We start from the raw sequence: 19,476 nt of genomic DNA on the forward strand, positions 1-19,476 counted from the left end.
CTCAGGCCGCTCCGGCGGCGTCCAACGCGGCGGCGATGTCGGCGACCAGGTCCGCCGTGTCCTCCGCCCCGCAGGAGAGCCGGACGAAGCCGGGCGAGGTGTCGTCGCCCCACTGCGCCCGCCGGTCCGCCGTGGTGTGCAGGCCACCGAAGGAGGTCGCCGCCGCCACCAGCCGGGCGGCCTGGACGAATCGGCCCACCCGGTCGGCGTCGCCCAGGTCGAACGAGAGCACCCCGGGGATCCGGCGCATCTGCGCCGAGGCCACCGGGTAGGCGGGGTCGACCGGCCGCCCCGGCCAGCGCAGGCCGGTCACGTCCGCGCGGCCGGCGAGCAGGTCGACGACGGCGGCGGCGTTCGCGCTCTGCCGTGCCAGCCGCAGGTCGAGAGTGGCCAGTGACCGGTGGGCCAGCCAGGCGTCGAACGCGCCCGGAACCGAGCCGGTGCCGGTACGCCAGAGCGTCACCGCCTCGACCACCTCGGCGGACCGGCTGGCCACGTAGCCCAGCAGCAGGTCGGAGTGGCCGGTGAGCGCCTTCGTGCCGGACGCCACCACCAGGTCGGCGCCGAGGTCCAGCGGGCGCTGACCGAGCGGGGTGGCCGTGGTGTTGTCGACCGCCAGCAGGGCACCGGCGGCGTGCGCCCGCTCCGCCAGGGCGGCCACGTCGACCACGTCGAGACCGGGGTTGGCCGGCGTTTCCACCAGCACCAGCCGGACGCCCTCGAAGGACGGGTACGGCCCCACGGTCGGCACGAAGAGCACCCGCACACCGATCGTCTCCAGCACGGCGGTGGCGAACGCCCGGACCGGGAAGTAGCCGTCGGCGGGCAGCACCACGGTGTCCCCCGGCCGCAGCAGGGTGAGCAGCGTCCCGGTGATGGCCGCCTGACCGGTCGCGAAGACCCGGCAGTCACCGCCCTCCAACTCGCCCACCGCCGCCTCCAGCAGCCGCCGGGTCGGATTGTCCGGGCGACCGTAGCCGTTCGGTGACGAGCCCTGCCCCTGGAACGGGTCGAGATGGTACGGCGCGGCGAAGACCGGCCCGGGCAGGAACGGGTCCCCCGGTGCCGGCTCGGGCAGGCCGGCGCGTACGCAGCGGGTGCCGTCTCCCCACTCGCTCATTGGCTTCCTCACTCGTACGATTCGGGTTTGGCGGTGCGGCTCATCAGGGTGTCCACGGCGAGGCGCGGGTCCATCCCCTCGTGGCAGATCCGCTCGACGTGCTCGGTGATCGGCATCTCCACGCCGTGCGCCCGGGCCAGGTCGCGGATCGCCAGGCAGCTCTTCACACCCTCGGCGGTCTGCCGGGTGGCGGCCTGCGCCTGCTCCAACGTCTCCCCCCGGCCCAGATGTTCACCGAAGGTGCGGTTGCGGGCCAGCGGGGACGAGCAGGACGCGACCAGGTCGCCCATGCCCGCGAGGCCCGCGAAGGTGATCGGGTCCGCGCCGAGCGCCACGCCCAGCCGAGCCGTCTCGGCCAGCCCACGGGTCATCAGCATGGCCCGGGTGTTGTCACCGAACCCCATCGCGGTGGCGATGCCGTACGACAGGGCGATCACGTTCTTGACCGCCCCGCCCAGCTCACAGCCGATCACGTCGTCGTTGGTGTACGGGCGCAGGTACGGCGTCCGGATCGAGGACTGGACGAGCGTGGCGCGGTGGCTGTTCGTCCCGGCGACCACGGTCGCGGCGGGCTGCTCGGCGGCGATCTCCGGGGCCAGGTTCGGGCCGGACACGACCACCACCCGGTCCGCGGCGACCCCGGCGGTCTCCACGATGACCTCGCTCATCCGTTTGGTGGTGCCCAGCTCGATGCCCTTCATCAGCGACACCAGGGTGGAATCCGGGTGCAGGTGCCCGGCCCACTCGGCGAGGTTGCCGCGCAGGGTCTGCGACGGCACGGCCAGCACCACCACCTCGGCGTCGGTGATCGCCTCGGCGGCGTCGGCGGTGGCGGTGACCCGGGCCGGCAGCAGCAGGTCGGGCAGGTACTCCGGGTTGCGGCGCTCGGACCGGATGCTTTCGGCGACCGGCGCGCGGCGGGCCCACACCGTCACGTCCCGCCCCGCGTCCGCGAGGATCTTGGCGAACGCGGTGCCCCAGGAACCGGCACCGAGCACCGCGACGTGACCGCTCATGCCGCCGCTCCGCGTCGGCCCGAGTCACCACTGAGCCCGATGATTCGCTCACTCCGCTCGCTCATGCCGCCTCATCCCGCTGTTCGCGACCGACGGAGGACCGGGCCGGTCGCTCCCACAGCGGCGGCGGGGTACCGCCACGGATCTCGGCGAGCATGTCCCGCAGCCGCAACATGATGGTGTCCGTCATCTCCTCGAGGGTGGCCCGGGTCGGCTGGGCGTCCGCCCACCGGCTCAGGTCGATCGGCTCCCCGGCGGCAACGGTCACCGGGATCCGGGGGCGCAGGCTGACGCGAGCGGTCCGCGGGTCGAAGATCCGCTCCGGCCCCCACATCACCACCGGTACGACCGGGGCGCCGGTGGCCAGGGCGAGCCGGGCCGCGCCGGTCTTGGCCTTCATCGGCCACAGCTCCGGTTGTCGGGTGGTGGTGCCCTCCGGGTAGATCACGACGGCGCCGCCCTCGTTGAGCGCGGCGACCAGGGCGTCCAGCGAACGGACCGCGTCCACCGTTCCCCGCTCGACCGGGATCTGCCGGCACCGGTGCAGGATCCAGCCGACCACCGGCACCCGGAACACGCTGGCCTTGCCCAGGTACTGCGGCCAGCGCCCGGAGTCGTAGATGAAGTGCGCCGACACCAGCGGGTCGGCGTGGGAGATGTGGTTCGCCACGATGATCATGCCGCCGTCGCGGCCGAGGTGCTCCTGACCACGCCACGTACGCCGGGTCCAGACGGTCATCACCGGCTTCACCAGCCCCACGGCGAACCGTTGCCAGAACCCCAGCCTCCGCCGTGTCACTGTGCCTCCTCGTCGCGCCCCGACCCCGCCGCGAAATCCCACCCGCGACACCCGCAGCGGAAATCATGCCTGCTCGCCCCCGGTACGGCCAGCGAGGGTCCCGTCGTCCGGCTGGCAGGATTGCGGATGTGAGTCAGCCGAGGTGGGCCGTGGTGGTGCCGGTGAAGCAGCTGGCCGCGGCGAAGAGTCGGCTGCGCGGCGCGCTGCCCGTCGTACCGCACGAGGAGTTGGCGTTGGCCCTGGCGGCCGACACGCTCCGCGCGGTGCTGGCCTGCCCGGCGGTCGCCGAGGCCCTGGTGGTGACCAACGACGCCCGGGTGGCGACGGAGGCGCGGGCCGCCGGCGCGCGGGTGCTGCCGGACGAGCCGGACGCCGGCCTGAACGCCGCGTTCCGGCACGGCGCGGCGGGGGCCGCCGGGTGGGTGGCCGGAATCACCGCAGACGTGCCGGCGCTGCGCCCGGCCGAGCTGGCCGGCGCGCTGCTCGCGGCGCAGAACACCCGGCCCGCGGTACGCCGGTTCCTGCCGGACACACCCGGCGGGGGCACGGTGCTGCTCACCGCCCCGCCGGGCGTACCGCTGGATCCTCGCTTCGGGGTGGGCTCGGCCCTCGCGCACGCGGCGAGCGGGGCGCTGCCGCTCGACGGCGACTGGCCCAGCCTGCGGCGGGACGTGGACACCGCCGCGGACCTGGCCGCCGCCGCCCGGCTCGGGCTGGGGCCGCGCACGGCCGCGCTGGTCGCCGCCGGTCGCGCCGCCCGCTCCGCGGGTTGAGTAGCTCGGCCCGCTCCGCGTGCTGAACCCCGGGTGTACGGTGCCAGCATGCAGGGCACAGTGGCCAGCTACGACGCGGCGACGCGCAGCGGTGTCCTGCTGCTCGACGACGGCACCGAGATGCGTTTTCCCGCCCGCGCCTTCGACGCCTCCGGGCTGCGGCTCCTCCGGCTCGGCCAGCGGGTCCGCATCGACACCGATCCCGACGGCGAGGTCGTCCGGGTGACATTGCCGACGATGATCTGACCCGGCGAGCCCAAGTTCATTTTGCGTTTACCGTAATCGGGTGATTATGAGCGGGTGAGCACCCCTCGCGAGCAACCGGTCCAACCGCCCACCACCGACCTCCGCAACGGCTCCCGCGCGCGCGGCACCGACGGCCGATTCCGCCCGTCCCGCGCCGAACGCGCCGGCGCCGCCCGCGCCGACACCCTCGCCGACGATCCCGGGGCGGCCTCCTCCGGGCTGGACGAGGTGATCGACCCCGCGCCGAGGGTCGAGGCGGACGGACCGGCCGCCGGTGACGTCCACCCGGTTCTGCCCGACGACCTGCCCACCGGCGCCGCCGACGAGGACGACGAGCCCCCCGCGGCCCCGCCGCTGCCGGAGGACCGGTTCCTCAACCGGGAGTTGTCCTGGCTCGACTTCAACGCCCGGGTGCTCACCCTGGCCGAGGACCAGCGCACGCCGCTGCTGGAGCGGGCCAAGTTCCTGGCCATCTTCGCCAGCAATCTCGACGAGTTCTACATGGTGCGCATCGCCGGGCTGAAGCGGCGGCTCTCCGCCGGCCTGCCGGTACGCGGCGGGGACCGGCTGCCGCTGCGGACGCAGTTGGAGCTGATCGCCGAGCGAACCGCCGCGTTGGTGGCCCGGCACGCCGCCTGTTTCGTCGAAGACGTGCTGCCCAAGCTCGCCGACGAGAGCATCCGCATCCTGCGCTGGGGCGAGCTGGGCGACCCCGAGCGGGAACGGCTGCGCACCTACTTCCGGGAGCACATCTTCCCGGTGCTGACCCCGCTCGCGGTGGACCCGGCGCACCCGTTCCCGTACATCTCGGGACGGTCGCTGAACCTGGCGGTGGCGGTTCGGGACCCCGACGGCGGTTCGGAGCTGTTCGCCCGGGTGAAGGTGCCCAACAACGTCCCGCGTTTCGTCCGGGTGGACCGGGACCAGCCGGGCGTCCGGATGCTGCCGGTGGAGGACCTGATCTCGGTGCACCTGGGGCAGTTGTTCAGTGGCATGCAGGTGGTCGAGTGCCACCTGTTCCGGGTCACCCGCAACGCCGAGGTGGAGGTCGACGAGGACCGCGACGAGGATCTGCTCCAGGCCCTGGAACGGGAGCTTGCCCGTCGGCGGTTCGGTCCCCCCGTCCGCCTGGAGGTCGCCGCGTCGATCTCCGATCACATGCTGGAGTTGCTGGTCCGCGAGCTGGACATGGACGACCAGGACGTGCTGCGGGTGCCGGGCCTGCTCGACCTGTCCGCGCTCTGGCAGGTCTACGGCGAGGCCGACCGACCGGACCTCAAGGACCCGCCGTTCGTGCCGGCCACCCACCCCCGGCTCGCCGAGGGCGAGGTGCCGCGCAGCGTCTTCGCCACCCTGCGCGACGGGGACATCCTGGTACACCACCCGTACCACTCGTTCGCCACCAGCGTGCAACGCTTCATCGAGCAGGCCGCCGCCGACCCGAACGTGCTGGCCATCAAGCAGACCCTCTACCGCACCAGCGGCGACTCCCCGATCGTCGACGCGCTGGTCGACGCGGCCGCCGCCGGCAAGCAGGTGGTGGTGCTGGTGGAGGTGAAGGCCCGCTTCGACGAGGTGGCCAACATTGGCTGGGCCCGCACACTGGAACGTGCCGGCTGCCACGTGGTGTACGGCCTGGTGGGTCTCAAGACACACTGCAAGACCGCGCTGGTGGTCCGGCAGGAGGGCAACCAGATCCGCCGCTACTGCCACATCGGCACCGGCAACTACCACCCGAAGACGGCCCGCCTGTACGAGGACTTCGGGATGCTCACCGCCGACCCGGAGATCGGCGCGGACCTCACCGACCTGTTCAACGTGCTCACCGGGTACAGCCGGCAGACCGCGTTCCGGCGACTGCTGGTCGCCCCGCAGGGCATCCGCAGCGGCCTCATCGAGCGGATCGAACGGGAGATCTCGCACGTCCGGCTGGGCATGCCCGGCCTGGTCCAGTTCAAGGTCAACTCGTTGGTCGACGAGGGGGTCACCGACGCGCTGTACCGGGCCTCCCAGGCCGGCGTACACGTCGACCTGCTCATCCGGGGCATGTGCACGCTGCGCCCCGGGGTCCCCGGGTTGTCGGAGAACATCCGGGTCCGCTCGATCCTCGGCCGGTTCCTGGAACACTCCCGGGTCTTCCGGTTCGGCAACAACGGTGAGGCCGAGTTCTGGATGGGCTCGGCCGACCTCATGCACCGCAACCTCGACCGTCGGGTGGAGGCCCTGGTGCAGGTGAGCGACCCGATCGCCCGTGCCGAGCTGGACCACGTGCTCACCGCCGCGATGAGCCCCGACGTGGACGCGTTCGAGCTGGCCGGCGACGGCACCTGGACCCGGCGTACCGGCGGTGACGACGGCGCTCGGGCCCATCTACAGGAACTGCTGCTGCGCCGCGTCGGTGGCACGGCCAGCTGACCGCGTAGCGCATAGGCTGAGCTGATGGTCGAGGAGGAGCAGAAGTACGAGGTGGACGACGCCTACGTGCTGCCGGACCTGGCCGGCACGGCCCCGGCCGGGGGTCGGGTCCGGGCACTTCCACCGGTGACACTGGTCGCCCGCTACCTCGACACGGTCGACCTGCGGCTGGCCCGGGCCGGTGCCTCGCTGCGCCACCGCAGGGGCGACGAGCTGCCCTGGACGGTGAAACTACCGACCGGCACTCCGGGCGTCCGGCACGAGGTCTCCCGCTCCGGACCGAAGGGACAGCCACCGCCGGAGCTGGTGGAGCTGGTCACCGTCCTGCACCGGGGGGCTCCGCTGGCCCCGGTGACGGTGGTCCGGACGGTTCGGCACGCGTACGAGGTGTGTGACCGGGCCGGCACGGTGCTCGCCGAGGTGGTGGACGACCGGGTGACCGTCCTCGACGACGCCGGCACCACCACCGACACCTTCCGCGAGGTGGAGGTGGAGCTGAAGTCCGGCGACCGCGATCTGCTCGACCGGGTCGGCGCGGTGCTGCGCGAGGCCGGCGCCCAGGTCGGGGCGTTCACCCCGAAGCACGTACGGGCGCTGGGCGAGGCGGCGCAGGCCGACCCGGATCTGGTCGGGCCGACCGGGCCGACCGCCGAGGCGAGCGCCGGTGACGTGGTGACCGAGGCGGTCCGCAAGGAGATCCGCCGGCTGCTGGCGCACGACCCGCTGGTCCGGCTGCGCGCCCCGGCCGCCGGTGGCGACACCGCGGTGCACCAGATGCGGGTGGCGTGTCGACGCCTACGCAGTGACCTGCGCACCTTCAAACCGTTGGTCCGCAAGACCTGGGCCCGTCCGCTGCGCACCGAGCTGCGCTGGTTGGCCGGTGTCCTCGGCGCGGCCCGCGACACCGAGGTGCTGCGCGCGCGACTGCGCCGCACCGCCGACGCCGACCCGCTCAGCCCGCTCGACCACGACGCGGTGAACCGGCTGGACGAGGTGCTCGCGCAACGGCAGCGGCAGGCGCTCACCGCCATCGACGAGGCGCTGCGCTCCGCGCGCTACCTGGCCCTGGTGGACTCCCTGGTGCTTGCCGCCCGCGCGCCCCGGCTCACCCGGCGGGCGTCCGCCCCGGCGGCGGAGGCGCTACCCGCGCTGGTGGCGCGTCCGTGGGGGCAGCTGACCGGGCCGGACGGCGTGAGCGGGCTCGACGCCCAGTCGCCGGACGATCGCTGGCACGCCGTCCGCAAGGAGGGCAAGCAGGCCCGGTACGCGGTCAACGCGGTGGCCCCGACGGTCGGCAAGGGCGCGCGCCGGCTGTCCCGCGCCCTCGCCCGGGTGCAGGACGTGCTCGGCGAGCACCAGGACGCGGCGGTGGCGGCGGACACCTGGCTGGAGATCGCCGCCGAGCGGCCGGACGACCACGAGTTGGCGGTCACCGCCGGGCGGCTGGCCGAACGGGAACGCGCATCGGTACGCCGGATGCGGGCGCTCTTCCCGGCCGCCTGGCACCGGGCGACCCGGCGACGGCGGACCAGTTGGCTGCCGTGACCGGCATCCGGGCGGCGGGCGGGGTGGCCTGGCGGCCGACCGCCGACGGCGTACGCGTCTGCGTGGTGCACCGTCCCCGCTACGGCGACTGGACACTGCCGAAGGGCAAACTGGAAACGGGCGAGCACGCGCTGGAAGCGGCGGTCCGCGAGGTGGCCGAGGAGGCCGACGTGCGGGGCGTGCCGCAGGTTCGACTGCCCTCGGCGCGGTACCACAGCGAGGGGCAGGCCAAGCTGGTCGACTACTGGTCGATGCTCGCGGTGGCCAGCGGCGGTTTCCAACCGGGCACCGAGGTCGACGACATCCGCTGGCTCGCGGTGGACGACGCGATCCGGTTGGTCAGCTACCCGCACGACGCCGAGGTGTTGGCGGCGTTCGCCGCGCTGCCGCCGGTGACGGCCACGGTCGCGCTGGTCCGGCACGCGCACGCCGGTAAGCGGGCCACCTGGTCCGGCCCGGACGTCGGACGACCCCTGGACGCCGAGGGGTGGGCCCAGGCGAGCGCGCTGGCCGCGCTGATCGCCCTGATCCGACCGGCCCGACTGGTGTCGGCGTCGCCGCGTCGCTGCGTGCAGACACTCGACCCGACGGCCACGCTGCTCGACCTGCCCATCGAGGTCTGCGGCGACCTGGACGAGCCACAGCCCGGCCAGCAGAGCGACGAGCAGATCCTGGCCACCGCCGCCCGGCTGTTGGAGTTGGCCGGCGCCGGTGGGCAGGCGGCGGTGTGCAGCCAGGGCAAGGTGCTGCCGGGTGCACTGCAACGGTTGACCGGCCGCACCGACGAGGACTTCAGCACCCCGAAGGGCGGCGGCTGGCTGCTTGCCTTCGCCGCCGACCGGCTGTTGGCCGCCGACCGCCTGTAGCGCCCGGTCCGGCTCTCGTCAGCGCGGCGGCAGGGTCAGGGTCACCGCGACCGGCAGGTGGTCGCTGGCCGTGGCGCGCGGCGCGACCGGGTCGCTCGGGGTCAGGTCGGGCGAGACGAAGATGTGGTCGAGCTGCTGACGCGGGTCGTCCGCCGGGCTGGTCGCCAGCGGTCGGGCGGTCGCCAACGCGTCGACCAGGCCCGCGTTGGTGAACTGCGCGAACGCCTCGTCGCCCGGCTCGGTGTTCAGGTCACCCGCCACCAGCAGCGGTCGACCGGCCGCGTACCGGGTGGCGAAGTCGGCGACCGCGCGGGCCTGGACCACCGGGTCTTCGCCCGGCGGCGGTTGCAGGTGGGTGCTGACCACTGCGGTACGGACACCGTCGCCGAGGTCGAGCGTGACGGCGAGGGCCTGCGCTCCGGTGGGCGCGCCGACGGCGGGCAGCGGCAGGGTCCGCGCGCCGTCCACCGGCCAACGGCTGAGCACCGCGTCACCCCACACCGGGTCGGCGGCCGGCCCGAAGACGTACGGCATGCCGAGCCGGTCGGCCAGCAGGTCCAGGGTGTCGTGCCCGCCGTTGAGCAGCCAGGCCCGATCCACCTCGCTGAGCAGCACCACGTCGGGCCGTTGCCGCTGGACGACCTCGGCGAGGCCGGTCAGGTCGAACCGGCCGTCCAGCCCGAAGCCCATCCGGATGTTGTAGGCCACCACGGTCAGCCGCTCCGGCGGGCCGTCCCGGTTGCCGGCCACCGGCACCTCGTCGGCGAGCACCGGTGCCAGCAGGGCCAGCGCGGTGACCGTGGCGGCGGCACGCAGCGCCGGGAACGGCCCGGGAAGCCGGTGGACGACGGGACGGGCGGTGAACGCCACGACGGCGACCAGCACGGCCACCGCCACGGGCACCGCGGCGTTGGGGTAGCCGAGGTCGTAGGCCGAGTAGTACCCGACCGCTCCCAGCGCGAAGACCAGCATGCCGGCGGCGACCGCGTATCCCCGGCGGGCCGCCCTGACATCGGCGCGATCGGCGGCACCGGTGGGAGCGGTGTCGCTGCCCGGGTCGCTGGCGTCGTCGCTCAGTCCGAGGCAGCCGCCGAGGCCCACCGCGGCGAGGAGGACGGCCGGGAGGAGCAGGTCACCCCGGCCGAGCGCGAACAGCACCGCGCCGGCCAGCAGCGCCACCGGGCCGTACGCCCGCCCCCACCGTCGGGGTGGCCGGGTCAACGCGGCGCACAGGAACCCGGCGACCGCCACCGGCACCGGCGCCAGGCCGAACAACGGCGAACGCGCCACCCCGTCGCCGGCGACCAGGTACGACATCCCGCTCCGGGCCAGCGCCGGGGAGAGCGCCACCATGCCGGCCAGCAGCAGCGCGGGCCCGGCCAGCAGCCAGGACCGAACTCCACCGGGGCCGGCAGCGAGGTCACCGGGGCCGGCGACGGCGTCACCGGCGCCGGTGGGCCAGCCGGGTCGTGCCGTGCCGAGCAGGAACAGCACCACCGCGGCGGCGCTGAGCAACCAGGCCAGCCAGTCGCCCCGCCAGACCAGGTCGACGGTGTCCAGCACCGCGTGCAGGGCCGCGTTGACCGCGAACCCCAACGCCAGCCCCGGGACCGGTCGGTCGGTGTCGGCGGCGACGCCGACCAGCCAGACCAGCCCGGCGAGCAACCCGGCGGTGGCCAACCAGAGCTGCGTACGCCCGCCGGGGGCGGCGGTGAGCGTGAGCCGGGCGACGGCGAGCACGACGGCGGCGACGACGGTGACCGGGCGGGCTCCGATCCGGCGGACGATCGCGGGTGCGCCCAGCGCGAGCACGAACCAGCCGAGGGCGAACGCGCCCATCAGCTCGGCCGGGGTGGACGCCGCCTGACCGAAGATGGTGATGATGCCGGGCAGCCAGACCCGCAGCACGTCGACGAAGAGGAGCACGCCCAGCGCGAGCGTTCCGGTGGTGAGCTGGCGGTAGCGCACCGGCGCCCCATTTCCGTCGGCGGGCCGGCGGAGGGGGGCCGGCACGGCGATTCTGCGCGAGCGAGCCGACCGGGTCAACGGCCCGGTACGCCGAAAGGGCGTCCACCCGCGGGGGTGGACGCCCTTTCGGAGCGGGCCGGTCAGCGCTTGCTGGCCGCCTTCTTGGCCGGAGCCTTCTTCGCGGGCGCCTTCTTGGCCGCCGTGCTCTTGCTCGCCGCCGCGGTGGTCTTCTTCGCCGTGGTCGACCGGGTCGCCGCGGTGGTCTTCTTCGCCGCGGTGGTCTTCTTGCTGGCGGCCGTCTTGGTCGCCGTGGTGCTCTTGCTCGCCTTGGCCGGGGCGGTCTTCTTGCTGGCGGCCGTCTTGGTCGCCGTGGCGGTCTTGCTCGCCTTGGCCGGGGCGGTCTTCTTACTGGCCGCCTTGGCCGTGGTCGCCTTGGTGCCCGTCGCCTTGGCGCCGGCCGCCTTCGTGCCGGTCGCCTTGGTGCCCGCCGCCTTGGCCGTGGCGGTGCTGGTGGTGGCCTTCTTCGTCGCCACCGTGGCCTTCGGCACCTTGCCGCTGGCCACCATCTCCTTGAACCCGGCGCCGGGGCGGAAGGTCGGGACTGACGTCTTCTTGACCTTCACCGCCTCGCCGGTACGCGGGTTGCGCGCTGTTCGCGCGCCACGCACACGCTTTTCGAATGCTCCGAATCCGGTGATCGCCACCTTCTCGCCCTTGGTGACCGCCGCCTGGACCTCGGTGAGGACCGCGTCGAGCGCGGCCGTCGCCATCTTCCGGTCCCCCAGGCGAACGGCGAGCGCCTCGATGAGCTCGGCCTTGTTCACGACTTCCTCCCGATTGTGCAACTGACTCGTCGCGAGCCATTCTGCGCGCACGGTATGCCCTGTGCTGCCGGGACACAAACATTCGGTAGAAAAAAGCCCTTGTGTCGTAACGGATTCACCCCCACCGGTCGGGCCGATGGGGGTGAAATCCGCTGCGCGGGCGGCCTAACGGCTATGCCACGGAGGGCAGGAACGGCAGTCGGCGCGCCTCGTAGGAGTCGATGTCGGCGGCGTGCCGGAGGGTGAGTCCAATGTCGTCGAGGCCCTCCAGCAGGCGCCAACGGCTGAAGTCGTCAAGCGGGAACGACCAGCTGGCGTCCCCCGCCCGGAGCTGGCGGGCGGTCAGGTCGACGGTCACCGGCGTGGTCGGGTCCGACTCGACCAGGTCCCACAACTCTTCGACGGCTTTCAATTCCAACTCGACCGGCAACAGACCTTCCTTGAGGGCGTTGCCGCGGAAGATGTCACCGAAGCGCGGAGCCACCACCGCGCGGAAGCCCCAGTCCCGCAGTGCCCAGACGGCGTGCTCCCGGGAGGAGCCGGTGCCGAACTCCGGGCCGGCGATGAGGATCGACGCCCCGGAATAGTTTTCATCGTTGAGAACGAATGTCGGATCTTCCCGCCAGGCGCTGAACAGTCCGTCGGCGAAGCCCGTCCGGGTCACCCGCTTGAGGTACACGGCGGGGATGATCTGGTCGGTGTCCACATTGGACCGGCGCAGCGGCACGGCGGTGCCGGTGTGGGTGGTGAATTTGTCCATCTCGTCGGTCCCTTCTACAGGTCGGCGGGGGCGGCCAGCCGGCCGACCACGGCGGTGGCGGCGGCCACCGGCGGGGAGACCAGGTGGGTGCGCCCACCCCGGCCCTGACGGCCCTCGAAGTTGCGGTTCGAGGTGGAGGCGGAGCGCTCGCCCGGCTTCAGCGTGTCGGGGTTCATGCCGAGACACATGGAGCAACCGGCGAACCGCCACTCGGCCCCGGCGTCGGCGAAGACCTTGTCCAGCCCCTCGGCCTCGGCGGCCTCACGCACGGCGGCGGAACCGGGCACCACGAGCATCCGGACGCCGTCGGCGACCCGGTGGCCACGCAGCACCTCGGCGGCCGCCCGGAGGTCCTCCAGTCGCCCGTTGGTGCAGGAACCCACGAAGACCACGTCGATCGGCAGCTCCCGTAGAGGGGTGCCGGGACGCAGGTCCATGTACTCCAGGGCCCGACGGGCGGCGGTGCGCTCCGAGTCGGTGGTGAACTCCTCCGGGTCCGGCACCGGGGCGCTCAGCGGCGCCCCCTGGCCGGGGTTGGTGCCCCAGGTGACGAACGGCGTGATGCGGCTGGCGTCCAGGGTCACCTCGGCGTCGAAGCGCGCGCCCTCGTCGGTGGGCAGCGTCCGCCACCACGCCACCGCCGCGTCCCAGTCCGCGCCCTGCGGCGCGTTCGGTCGACCCTTGAGGTACGCGAAGGTGGTCTCGTCCGGCGCGATCATGCCGGCCTTGGCGCCCCACTCGATCGACATGTTGGCGATGGTCATCCGCCCCTCCATGGAGAGTGCCTGGATCGCCTCGCCGCGGTACTCGACGATGTGCCCCCGGCCGCCACCCGTGCCGACCTGGGTGATCAACGCGAGCACCAGGTCCTTGGCGGTCACGCCGGGCGCGAGGCGGCCGGTGACGTTCACGGCCATCGTCTTCGGCCGGCTCTGCGGCAGCGTCTGGGTGGCCAGCACGTGCTCCACCTCGCTGGTGCCGATGCCGAAGGCGAGCGCGCCGAACGCGCCGTGGGTGGCGGTGTGCGAGTCGCCGCAGACGATCGTCAGGCCCGGCTGGGTGAGGCCGAGCTGCGGGCCGATCACGTGCACGATGCCCTGGTTGTCGTCGCCGAGCGGGTGCAGCCGCACCCCGAACTCGGCGCAGTTGCGGCGCAACGTCTCGATCTGCGTACGCGACGTGGGGTCCGCGATGGTGAGCAGGTCACCACGGCGGAGGCGGAAGGCCGGGTCGGCGTACCCGGTCGGGGTGTTGTGGTCCTCGGTCGCGAGGGTCAGGTCGGTACGACGCACCCGGCGCCCGGCGAGCCGAAGCCCGTCGAACGCCTGCGGGCTGGTCACCTCGTGCAGCAGGTGCAGGTCGATGAAGAGCAGGTCCGGCTCACCGGCAGCGGACCGTACGACGTGCGCGTCCCAGACCTTCTCGGCCAGGGTCCTCGGCTCAGGAGTGACTCCCACCATCTGGACATCCTAAATTCTGGGAGGTAAGTTTCGGCTTGTGGGACACAGTATGAGCGGTGTCGGCGTTCTCGACAAGGCGGTGGTCATCCTGGCCGCCTGCGTGGACGGCGCCAGCCTGGCCGAACTCGTTGAACGCACCAAGCTGCCCCGAGCCACCGCACATCGGCTGGCCCAGGCCCTGGAGATCCACCGAATGCTGGTGCGGGACACCCAGGGCAGATGGCGACCGGGGCCCCGGCTGGGCGAGCTGGCCAACGCGGCACCGGACGTGTTGCTGACCGCCGCCGAGCCCCTGCTGGCCGCGTTGCGCGACGCCACCGGTGAGAGCGCGCAGCTCTACCTGCGCCGCGCCGACGAGCGGATCTGCGTGGCGGCGGCGGAGCGCGCCAGCGGCCTGCGGGACACCGTTCCGGTCGGCTCGGTGCTGCCGATGACGGCCGGCTCCGCGGCCCAGATCCTGCTCGCCTGGGAGCCGCCGGAGGCGGTGATGCCGCTGCTGCCGCGCAGCAAGTTCACCGGCCGCACCCTTGCCGAGGTACGCCGGCGCGGCTGGGCGCAGAGCGTCGCCGAACGGGAGGCCGGTGTGGCGAGCGTCTCCGCCCCGATCCGCGACCGCACCGGCCGGGTGATCGCCTCGGTCAGCATCTCCGGCCCGATCGAGCGCCTGGGCCGCCGCCCCGGCGAACGCCACGCCATGGCGGTGGTAAGAGCCGGCCAACGCCTCTCCGGCCTCTAACCCCACCCCACCCCACCCCCTATGTTGATCAAGAGGTTTGCGTCACCGCCCTCGACGTGTCGTGACGCAAACCTCTTGATCAACGCAGCAAGGTGGGGGACGGGAAAAGGCTCATCTCGCGAAGCGAGATGAGCCTTTGTTTTGTAGCCCCGACCGGATTCGAACCGGCGCTACCGCCTTGAGAGGGCGGCGTCCTGGGCCACTAGACGACGGGGCCAGAACTTTTTCGTTCACCGCCCTCGCGGGCGGTGCGACTGTAGTCTAGCGGCACCGCCCGTCGGGGTCAGCGCGGGGTCGGCACCACGGCACCGAGCGGCGCGACAGCGGGACGAACAGACAAACGGGACGAACAGACAAAACAGCCCGCCTCACCAGGTGAGACGGGCTGTACACGATGTAGCCCCGACCGGATTCGAACCGGCGCTACCGCCTTGAGAGGGCGGCGTCCTGGGCCACTAGACGACGGGGCCAGAACAACTTTCGCTCCCCCACCTTGCCGGCGGAGGAGCTGCACTCTTCCAAAGATCACTCTCCGCCCCCGGAGGGGCGGAGTCGAACTCCGTCAGAATCCAGCGTCTGGAGATTCTCGCGAATTCCAGCAGCGCTGGGGTACCAGGACTCGAACCTAGACTAACTGAACCAGAATCAGTCGGGCTGCCAATTACCCCATACCCCATTGGCCCCTTGCGGCGCCGGGAGTGAACTTTACCCTCCCGGTGCCGGCAGGCCAAATCCGATCCCCCCGAACCACCCGTGAGCTGCGGAAACAGGGGCATCAGACGGATCAGGCGACGGGAACCACCGGGTTGGTGAGCTCACCGATGCCGTCGATCCGCACGGTGACCGTATCCCCCTCGACAAGCGGGCTAACCCCGGCCGGAGTACCGGTGAGAACGACGTCGCCGGGCAGCAGAGTCATCACGTGCGAGATGTACGACACCAGGCCGGGAACGTCGAAGACCATGTCCTTCGTCCGGCCGAGTTGGCGTACCTCCATCTCCTCCGGGTTGCGGCCCACCTCACACCGGATCTCCAGGTCGGAGACGTCCAGCCCGGTGGTGATCCACGGGCCGATCGGGCAGAACGAGTCGAAGCCCTTGGCCCGGGTCCACTGCCCGTCGGAGCGCTGGAGGTCCCGCGCGGTGACGTCGTTGGCGCAGGTGTAGCCGAAGATGGCGCGTTCGGCGGCGGCCCGGTCGGCGCGGCGGGCGCCCGGCGCGCCGATCACGACCGCCAACTCCGCCTCGTGCTCGACCTGCTTGGAGAAGATCGGCAGCCGGATGGCGTCCCGGGGCCCGATCACCGAGGTGGACGGCTTGAGGAACAGCAGCGGCTCCTTCGGCACGTCGTTGCCGAGTTCGGCGGCGTGGTCGGCGTAGTTGCGACCGACGCAGACGACCTTGCTGGGCAGGATCGGCGAGAGCAGCCGAACGTCGGAGAGGGCCCACCGGGCCCCACTGAAGGAGAGGTTGCCGAACGGATGGCCCTCGATCTCGGCGATGGTCAGGCCCTGCGGCCCGGCCCCCGGTTCGCCTTCGACGGCACCGAACGACATTCCCTTGGCATGGGCGAAACGAGCGATACGCACCCGGCCAATCTAGCCCCGCCGGCGCCCCAACCGGCCAGGACCGGCGCCCGGGTGTGCTCAACCTGTCAGCGGCGCCGCACTTTACCGGAGCGGGAGGTGACCGGGGCGGGGTTCCCGACTTCGTACCCGCCCGGAACCGACCCACCCCTAGCGTCGGCTCCGGAGGTTCGTTCGTATGCCTGCATCGACACGACACCACAGAGCCCTCGCAGTGTTCGTGCACTGCCTCGGCATCCTCGCCGCCGTGCCGGCCCTGCCGGCGGCGGCCCCGGAGGCGGCGCCCGCGCCACGGCCACCGGCTGCCACGCCACGGCCACCGGCGACCACGCCACCACCACCGGCAGCCACGCCACCACCAGCGGCACCAGCCGACCCGGTGGCCACCCGGCCACCGGTGGCGATGGTCGCACGAGTGGCGGAGCCCACCCCGCCCTCGGCGCCACCGGCGATGGCACCGCCCACCCGGGCACCGGCGTCGGCGCCCCCGCAACAGGTCACGGTGGCGGTAGCGACGGAGAGCAGCCCGGCACCGAGGTACCGGATCCAGGTGCGCAACGTCAGCAACGCGCCGCTGGACACCACGGTGCGTCAGGAACTGCCGCCCGGCTCGTCGCCGACCGCGATCAGTGGCGGCGGCCGGTCCACCCCGGCTGGCGGGTCGACCACCGAGGTGACCTGGCGCCTGCGGCTGCCCGCGCGCAGCACCGCCACGTTGGGCACCGCGCTCGCCGCGACCGCGCCGGGCCGACCGCTGACCGCGCCGACCTGCGCGTTCACCAGTGACGGCAGCCGGCCGTACGACTGCGCCACGGCCACCTGGCAGGCGGCGGCGACACCGGTGGCCAAGGTGACCGAGGCGCCGCCCTGGCGCCGCTACCCGGTGCTGCTCGCCGGGCTGGCGGTCCTGCTGCTGATCAGCGCCGTCCTGGTGTGGGTCTGGCGACGGCGGCGCGGGCGTCGGGTGACGGCTGCCGCGTTGTCGACCGGCGGCGGGGCCGGAGCTGACCGCGGGACGATCTATCCGCGCCCGGCCGCCCCGAGCCCGGTGCGGCGTCGGCGCGCCCCACCGGTCTGGACGTTGGTGGGCGCCGCCGTCGTGGTGCTGGCCGGTGTCGTCGGCACCGCGGGTTGGACGGCGACCCGGCAGGTCGCGTCGATCGACACGCAGAAGCAGCCCACCAGCGGCGCGTGGATGGGCACCGGGGTCACCGGGCCGGTGGGCGTGCCGTTGCGCGAGTCCGCGTTCGAGTTCACCGTCTACCGGATGGTCTGTGGCGCGCCCGGCGTCGCCGGGATCGCGAACGGCGGCAGCGCCGCGCCGGCCAACAGTCGGCGCTGCCAGGCCACCGTGGGTGTGCGCAACGTCACCGGCGACCATCAGCCCTGGCACAGCCAGCTGCAACGGGCGTACCTGCCCGGCGGGCGCTGGGTGAGCACCGACGAGTCGGCCACCCGGGCCGCGAACCTGGGCCGGGACGTCTTCGCCGACCCGATGGCTGCCGGCACCCGGGTGGTGCTCCCGCTGGTCTTCACCGTCGACGGGCGGGACCCGCCGCAGCAACTCGAGCTGCGCAGCGGGGTGTTCTCCGCCGGGGTCCGGGTGCACATGCCCTGACCGGCGGTGGGGGCGGCGGTCGTACCCTGGGGTGCGTGACCGCCGCCCTCGCCCCCGCCGTGCTCGACGTGGCGCAGTGGCAGGCCCGCCGGCGGGCCCACGAGGAGCGGGTGGACGTCTGGCTGACCCCGCACCTGGCCCGCCGACGACGCGGTGAGCGGCATCCGGTGGCCGACTTCCTGTTCACCTACTACTCGCACCGCCCCGCTCAACTGCGACGCTGGCATCCCGGGCCCGGGGTCGAGCTGCGCGACGCCGATGCTGCCGAGTTCGGCCGCGACTACCGTGCCACCACCGCCGGGGTCACCCTCGACACCGACGCGGTACGCGCCCGGCGCGGCGAATCGATCGCCTGGATCCGCTCCCTGCTGACGGCGACGGCTGGTCGGGCGCCACACTTCGGCTGCTTCGGGATGCACGAGTGGGCGATGGTCTACCGGCAGACCCGGGACGAGCTGCGGCACAACGCCTGGCCGCTGCGACTGAGCGCGGAGCGGACCGCCGCGGTCGTCGAGGAGCGAGGGGTACGGTGCAGCCACTTCGACGCGTTCCGGTTCTTCACAGCGCCGGCCCGCCCGTTGAACCTGCTCACCCCGACCCGGGAGACCCAGCACGCGCACGAGCAGCCGGGCTGCCTGCACGCCAACATGGACCTGTACAAGTGGGCGTACAAGTTGTCGCCGTTGGTCTGCTCGGAGCTGGTGGCCGACGCGTTCGACCTGGCCCGGGACATCCGCACGCTGGACATGCGGGCCAGCCCGTACGACCTGGCCGCGTTGGGTTGCCCGCCGGTGCGGGTGGAGACTCCGGACGGCCGGGCCGAGTACGCGGCCGCGCAACGTGCGTTCGCCGAACGCGCCGCGGTGCTGCGCGACCGCCTGCTGTCCGCCGTCCCGGCCTGAGCCAGCCCCGCCGTCCCGGCCCGAGTCGGGGCTAGTCGCCGTCGGCGCGGCGGTCCCGCTTGCGCTGGGACTGACGCTTCTTCTCGGCCAGCCGGCGTTCCTTGGCCCCACGGGACGGGCGGGTCGCCCGGCGGGGCGGCGGTGGCGGCGCGGCGGCCTCGCGCAGCAGCGCGGTCATCCGTTCCCGGGCCGCCTCCCGGTTGGCCAACTGGGCCCGGTGCTCGCTGGCGGCGATCGTCAGCACCCCGTCGACGAGTCGGTTGGCGAGCCGGGCCAGCGCCCGCGACCGCAGCGACTCCGGCACGCCCGGGGAGTTGGCCAGGTCGTAGCTCAGCTCGACCCGGGAGTCCGCGGTGTTGACGCCCTGCCCACCCGGCCCGGACGAGCGGGAGAAACGCTCCCGCAGCTCGCCGGCGGGGACGACCCACCGGTCGGTCACCCGCAGTCCGTCGTCCACGTCCTGAGGCTAACCCGCGACGTCCCGCCGAGGGTCATCGGTGCGGAGGCTCGCGCCGCGTCGGGGACTGGCTGGGTGCCGGCCCGGCGGTCTCCTCGTCGGAGCCGACCGCCGCGTACGCCACCGCGCCGAAGAGCAGCAGCCCGACCACCGTGGCCTTCACGGCGACGCCACGGATCAGCGACCAGGCGCCCCGGCGGGCGCCCGGCACCGATTTCTTGACGGTCTGGTAATCGTTCCACCCGCGTCGTGCCCGGGCGTACGCCGACCCCACTGCACATCCGATGACCAGGCCCACCAGCAGGAGGACCGTGAGAAGAGGACGCTCCACCTCCGCCAGTATCCATACCGACAGTAATATTTCCATGGCCCGATGACGTCCGGCC

At 73.1% G+C, this 19,476-nt stretch carries 18 protein-coding genes and 3 tRNA genes; 8 read left to right on the plus strand and 13 right to left on the minus strand.

Annotation, left to right across the window (positions count from 1 at the left end; translation table 11 throughout):
• Position 1 precedes the first annotated feature (1 nt).
• From AB0J33_RS15935 to AB0J33_RS15945, 3 genes are all read right to left on the minus strand, one after another.
• The gene (locus tag AB0J33_RS15935) at positions 2-1,120 is read right to left on the minus strand and encodes a cystathionine gamma-lyase (protein WP_363614081.1); all 1,119 of its coding nucleotides are present in this window, start codon (positions 1,118-1,120) and stop codon (positions 2-4) included.
• 8 nt (positions 1,121-1,128) lie between these two features.
• Positions 1,129-2,136, minus strand: a complete 1,008-nt coding sequence (locus AB0J33_RS15940; RefSeq protein WP_363614083.1) for an NAD(P)H-dependent glycerol-3-phosphate dehydrogenase — start codon at positions 2,134-2,136, stop codon at positions 1,129-1,131.
• A gap of 61 nt (positions 2,137-2,197) precedes the next feature.
• Entirely contained in the window at positions 2,198-2,935 is a 738-nt protein-coding gene (locus AB0J33_RS15945) for a lysophospholipid acyltransferase family protein (protein WP_363614085.1), read from the minus strand.
• A 128-nt stretch (positions 2,936-3,063) separates the two neighbouring features.
• Here AB0J33_RS15945 and cofC point away from each other — a divergent pair, with 128 nt between their 5' ends.
• Genes cofC through AB0J33_RS15970 form a run of 5 tightly spaced genes read left to right on the plus strand, consistent with a single transcriptional unit; the run spans position 3,064 to position 8,780 of the window.
• Complete coding sequence (gene cofC / locus AB0J33_RS15950; protein ID WP_363614087.1) at positions 3,064-3,708, plus strand: 2-phospho-L-lactate guanylyltransferase; 645 nt, start codon at positions 3,064-3,066, stop codon at positions 3,706-3,708.
• Positions 3,709-3,756: 48 nt separating this feature from the next.
• Entirely contained in the window at positions 3,757-3,954 is a 198-nt protein-coding gene (locus tag AB0J33_RS15955) for a hypothetical protein (protein WP_030335323.1), read from the plus strand.
• Positions 3,955-4,008: 54 nt separating this feature from the next.
• Positions 4,009-6,369, plus strand: a complete 2,361-nt coding sequence (locus AB0J33_RS15960; RefSeq protein ID WP_363614089.1) for an RNA degradosome polyphosphate kinase — start codon at positions 4,009-4,011, stop codon at positions 6,367-6,369.
• 24 nt (positions 6,370-6,393) lie between these two features.
• Positions 6,394-7,914: a CYTH and CHAD domain-containing protein gene (locus AB0J33_RS15965; RefSeq protein ID WP_363614091.1), complete on the plus strand. Its 1,521-nt coding sequence runs from the start codon at positions 6,394-6,396 to the stop codon at positions 7,912-7,914.
• The gene (locus AB0J33_RS15970; protein ID WP_363614093.1) at positions 7,902-8,780 is read left to right on the plus strand and encodes an NUDIX hydrolase; all 879 of its coding nucleotides are present in this window, start codon (positions 7,902-7,904) and stop codon (positions 8,778-8,780) included. Before AB0J33_RS15965 ends, AB0J33_RS15970 begins: the two co-directional genes overlap by 13 nt.
• Positions 8,781-8,798: 18 nt before the next feature.
• Here the strand turns inward: AB0J33_RS15970 and AB0J33_RS15975 are convergent, their stop codons facing one another.
• The 4 genes from AB0J33_RS15975 to leuC form a co-directional block, all read right to left on the minus strand.
• The gene (locus AB0J33_RS15975; RefSeq protein WP_363614095.1) at positions 8,799-10,748 is read right to left on the minus strand and encodes an endonuclease/exonuclease/phosphatase family protein; all 1,950 of its coding nucleotides are present in this window, start codon (positions 10,746-10,748) and stop codon (positions 8,799-8,801) included.
• A gap of 140 nt (positions 10,749-10,888) precedes the next feature.
• Complete coding sequence (locus tag AB0J33_RS15980; protein WP_363614097.1) at positions 10,889-11,572, minus strand: HU family DNA-binding protein; 684 nt, start codon at positions 11,570-11,572, stop codon at positions 10,889-10,891.
• A 172-nt stretch (positions 11,573-11,744) separates the two neighbouring features.
• On the minus strand, positions 11,745-12,332 hold the full coding sequence (gene leuD, locus AB0J33_RS15985) for a 3-isopropylmalate dehydratase small subunit (protein WP_363614099.1): 588 nt from the start codon (positions 12,330-12,332) through the stop codon (positions 11,745-11,747).
• Between the two features lie 14 nt (positions 12,333-12,346).
• Positions 12,347-13,792 (minus strand): 3-isopropylmalate dehydratase large subunit, encoded by a 1,446-nt coding sequence (gene leuC, locus AB0J33_RS15990; RefSeq protein ID WP_363614101.1) that lies wholly within the window; start codon positions 13,790-13,792, stop codon positions 12,347-12,349.
• Between the two features lie 49 nt (positions 13,793-13,841).
• Here leuC and AB0J33_RS15995 point away from each other — a divergent pair, with 49 nt between their 5' ends.
• Positions 13,842-14,528: an IclR family transcriptional regulator gene (locus AB0J33_RS15995; RefSeq protein WP_007456408.1), complete on the plus strand. Its 687-nt coding sequence runs from the start codon at positions 13,842-13,844 to the stop codon at positions 14,526-14,528.
• A 144-nt stretch (positions 14,529-14,672) separates the two neighbouring features.
• Here AB0J33_RS15995 and AB0J33_RS16000 read toward each other — a convergent pair.
• The 4 genes from AB0J33_RS16000 to AB0J33_RS16015 all read right to left on the minus strand — a co-directional run bounded on the left by AB0J33_RS16000 (position 14,673) and on the right by AB0J33_RS16015 (position 16,116).
• Positions 14,673-14,745, minus strand: a tRNA-Glu gene (locus AB0J33_RS16000).
• A 180-nt stretch (positions 14,746-14,925) separates the two neighbouring features.
• Positions 14,926-14,998, minus strand: a tRNA-Glu gene (locus AB0J33_RS16005).
• Between the two features lie 134 nt (positions 14,999-15,132).
• Positions 15,133-15,204: transfer RNA gene (locus tag AB0J33_RS16010), tRNA-Gln, on the minus strand.
• Positions 15,205-15,312: 108 nt separating this feature from the next.
• Positions 15,313-16,116 (minus strand): fumarylacetoacetate hydrolase family protein, encoded by an 804-nt coding sequence (locus AB0J33_RS16015; RefSeq protein WP_363614104.1) that lies wholly within the window; start codon positions 16,114-16,116, stop codon positions 15,313-15,315.
• A 175-nt stretch (positions 16,117-16,291) separates the two neighbouring features.
• On the opposite strand from AB0J33_RS16015, the gene AB0J33_RS16020 reads away from it, so the two are divergent.
• The gene (locus tag AB0J33_RS16020; RefSeq protein ID WP_363614106.1) at positions 16,292-17,731 is read left to right on the plus strand and encodes a hypothetical protein; all 1,440 of its coding nucleotides are present in this window, start codon (positions 16,292-16,294) and stop codon (positions 17,729-17,731) included.
• A 35-nt stretch (positions 17,732-17,766) separates the two neighbouring features.
• The gene (locus AB0J33_RS16025) at positions 17,767-18,633 is read left to right on the plus strand and encodes a 3-methyladenine DNA glycosylase (RefSeq protein WP_363614108.1); all 867 of its coding nucleotides are present in this window, start codon (positions 17,767-17,769) and stop codon (positions 18,631-18,633) included.
• Positions 18,634-18,664: 31 nt separating this feature from the next.
• On the opposite strand, the gene arfB is transcribed toward AB0J33_RS16025, so the two are convergent.
• Both arfB and AB0J33_RS16035 read right to left on the minus strand, forming a co-directional pair.
• On the minus strand, positions 18,665-19,090 hold the full coding sequence (gene arfB / locus AB0J33_RS16030; protein ID WP_363614110.1) for an alternative ribosome rescue aminoacyl-tRNA hydrolase ArfB: 426 nt from the start codon (positions 19,088-19,090) through the stop codon (positions 18,665-18,667).
• 34 nt (positions 19,091-19,124) lie between these two features.
• Positions 19,125-19,421: a hypothetical protein gene (locus tag AB0J33_RS16035; RefSeq protein ID WP_363614112.1), complete on the minus strand. Its 297-nt coding sequence runs from the start codon at positions 19,419-19,421 to the stop codon at positions 19,125-19,127.
• Between the last annotated feature and the right edge of the window lie 55 nt (positions 19,422-19,476).

It is taken from the genome of Micromonospora sp. NPDC049645, assembly GCF_040675155.1.
Taxonomy (GTDB): domain Bacteria; phylum Actinomycetota; class Actinomycetes; order Mycobacteriales; family Micromonosporaceae; genus Micromonospora.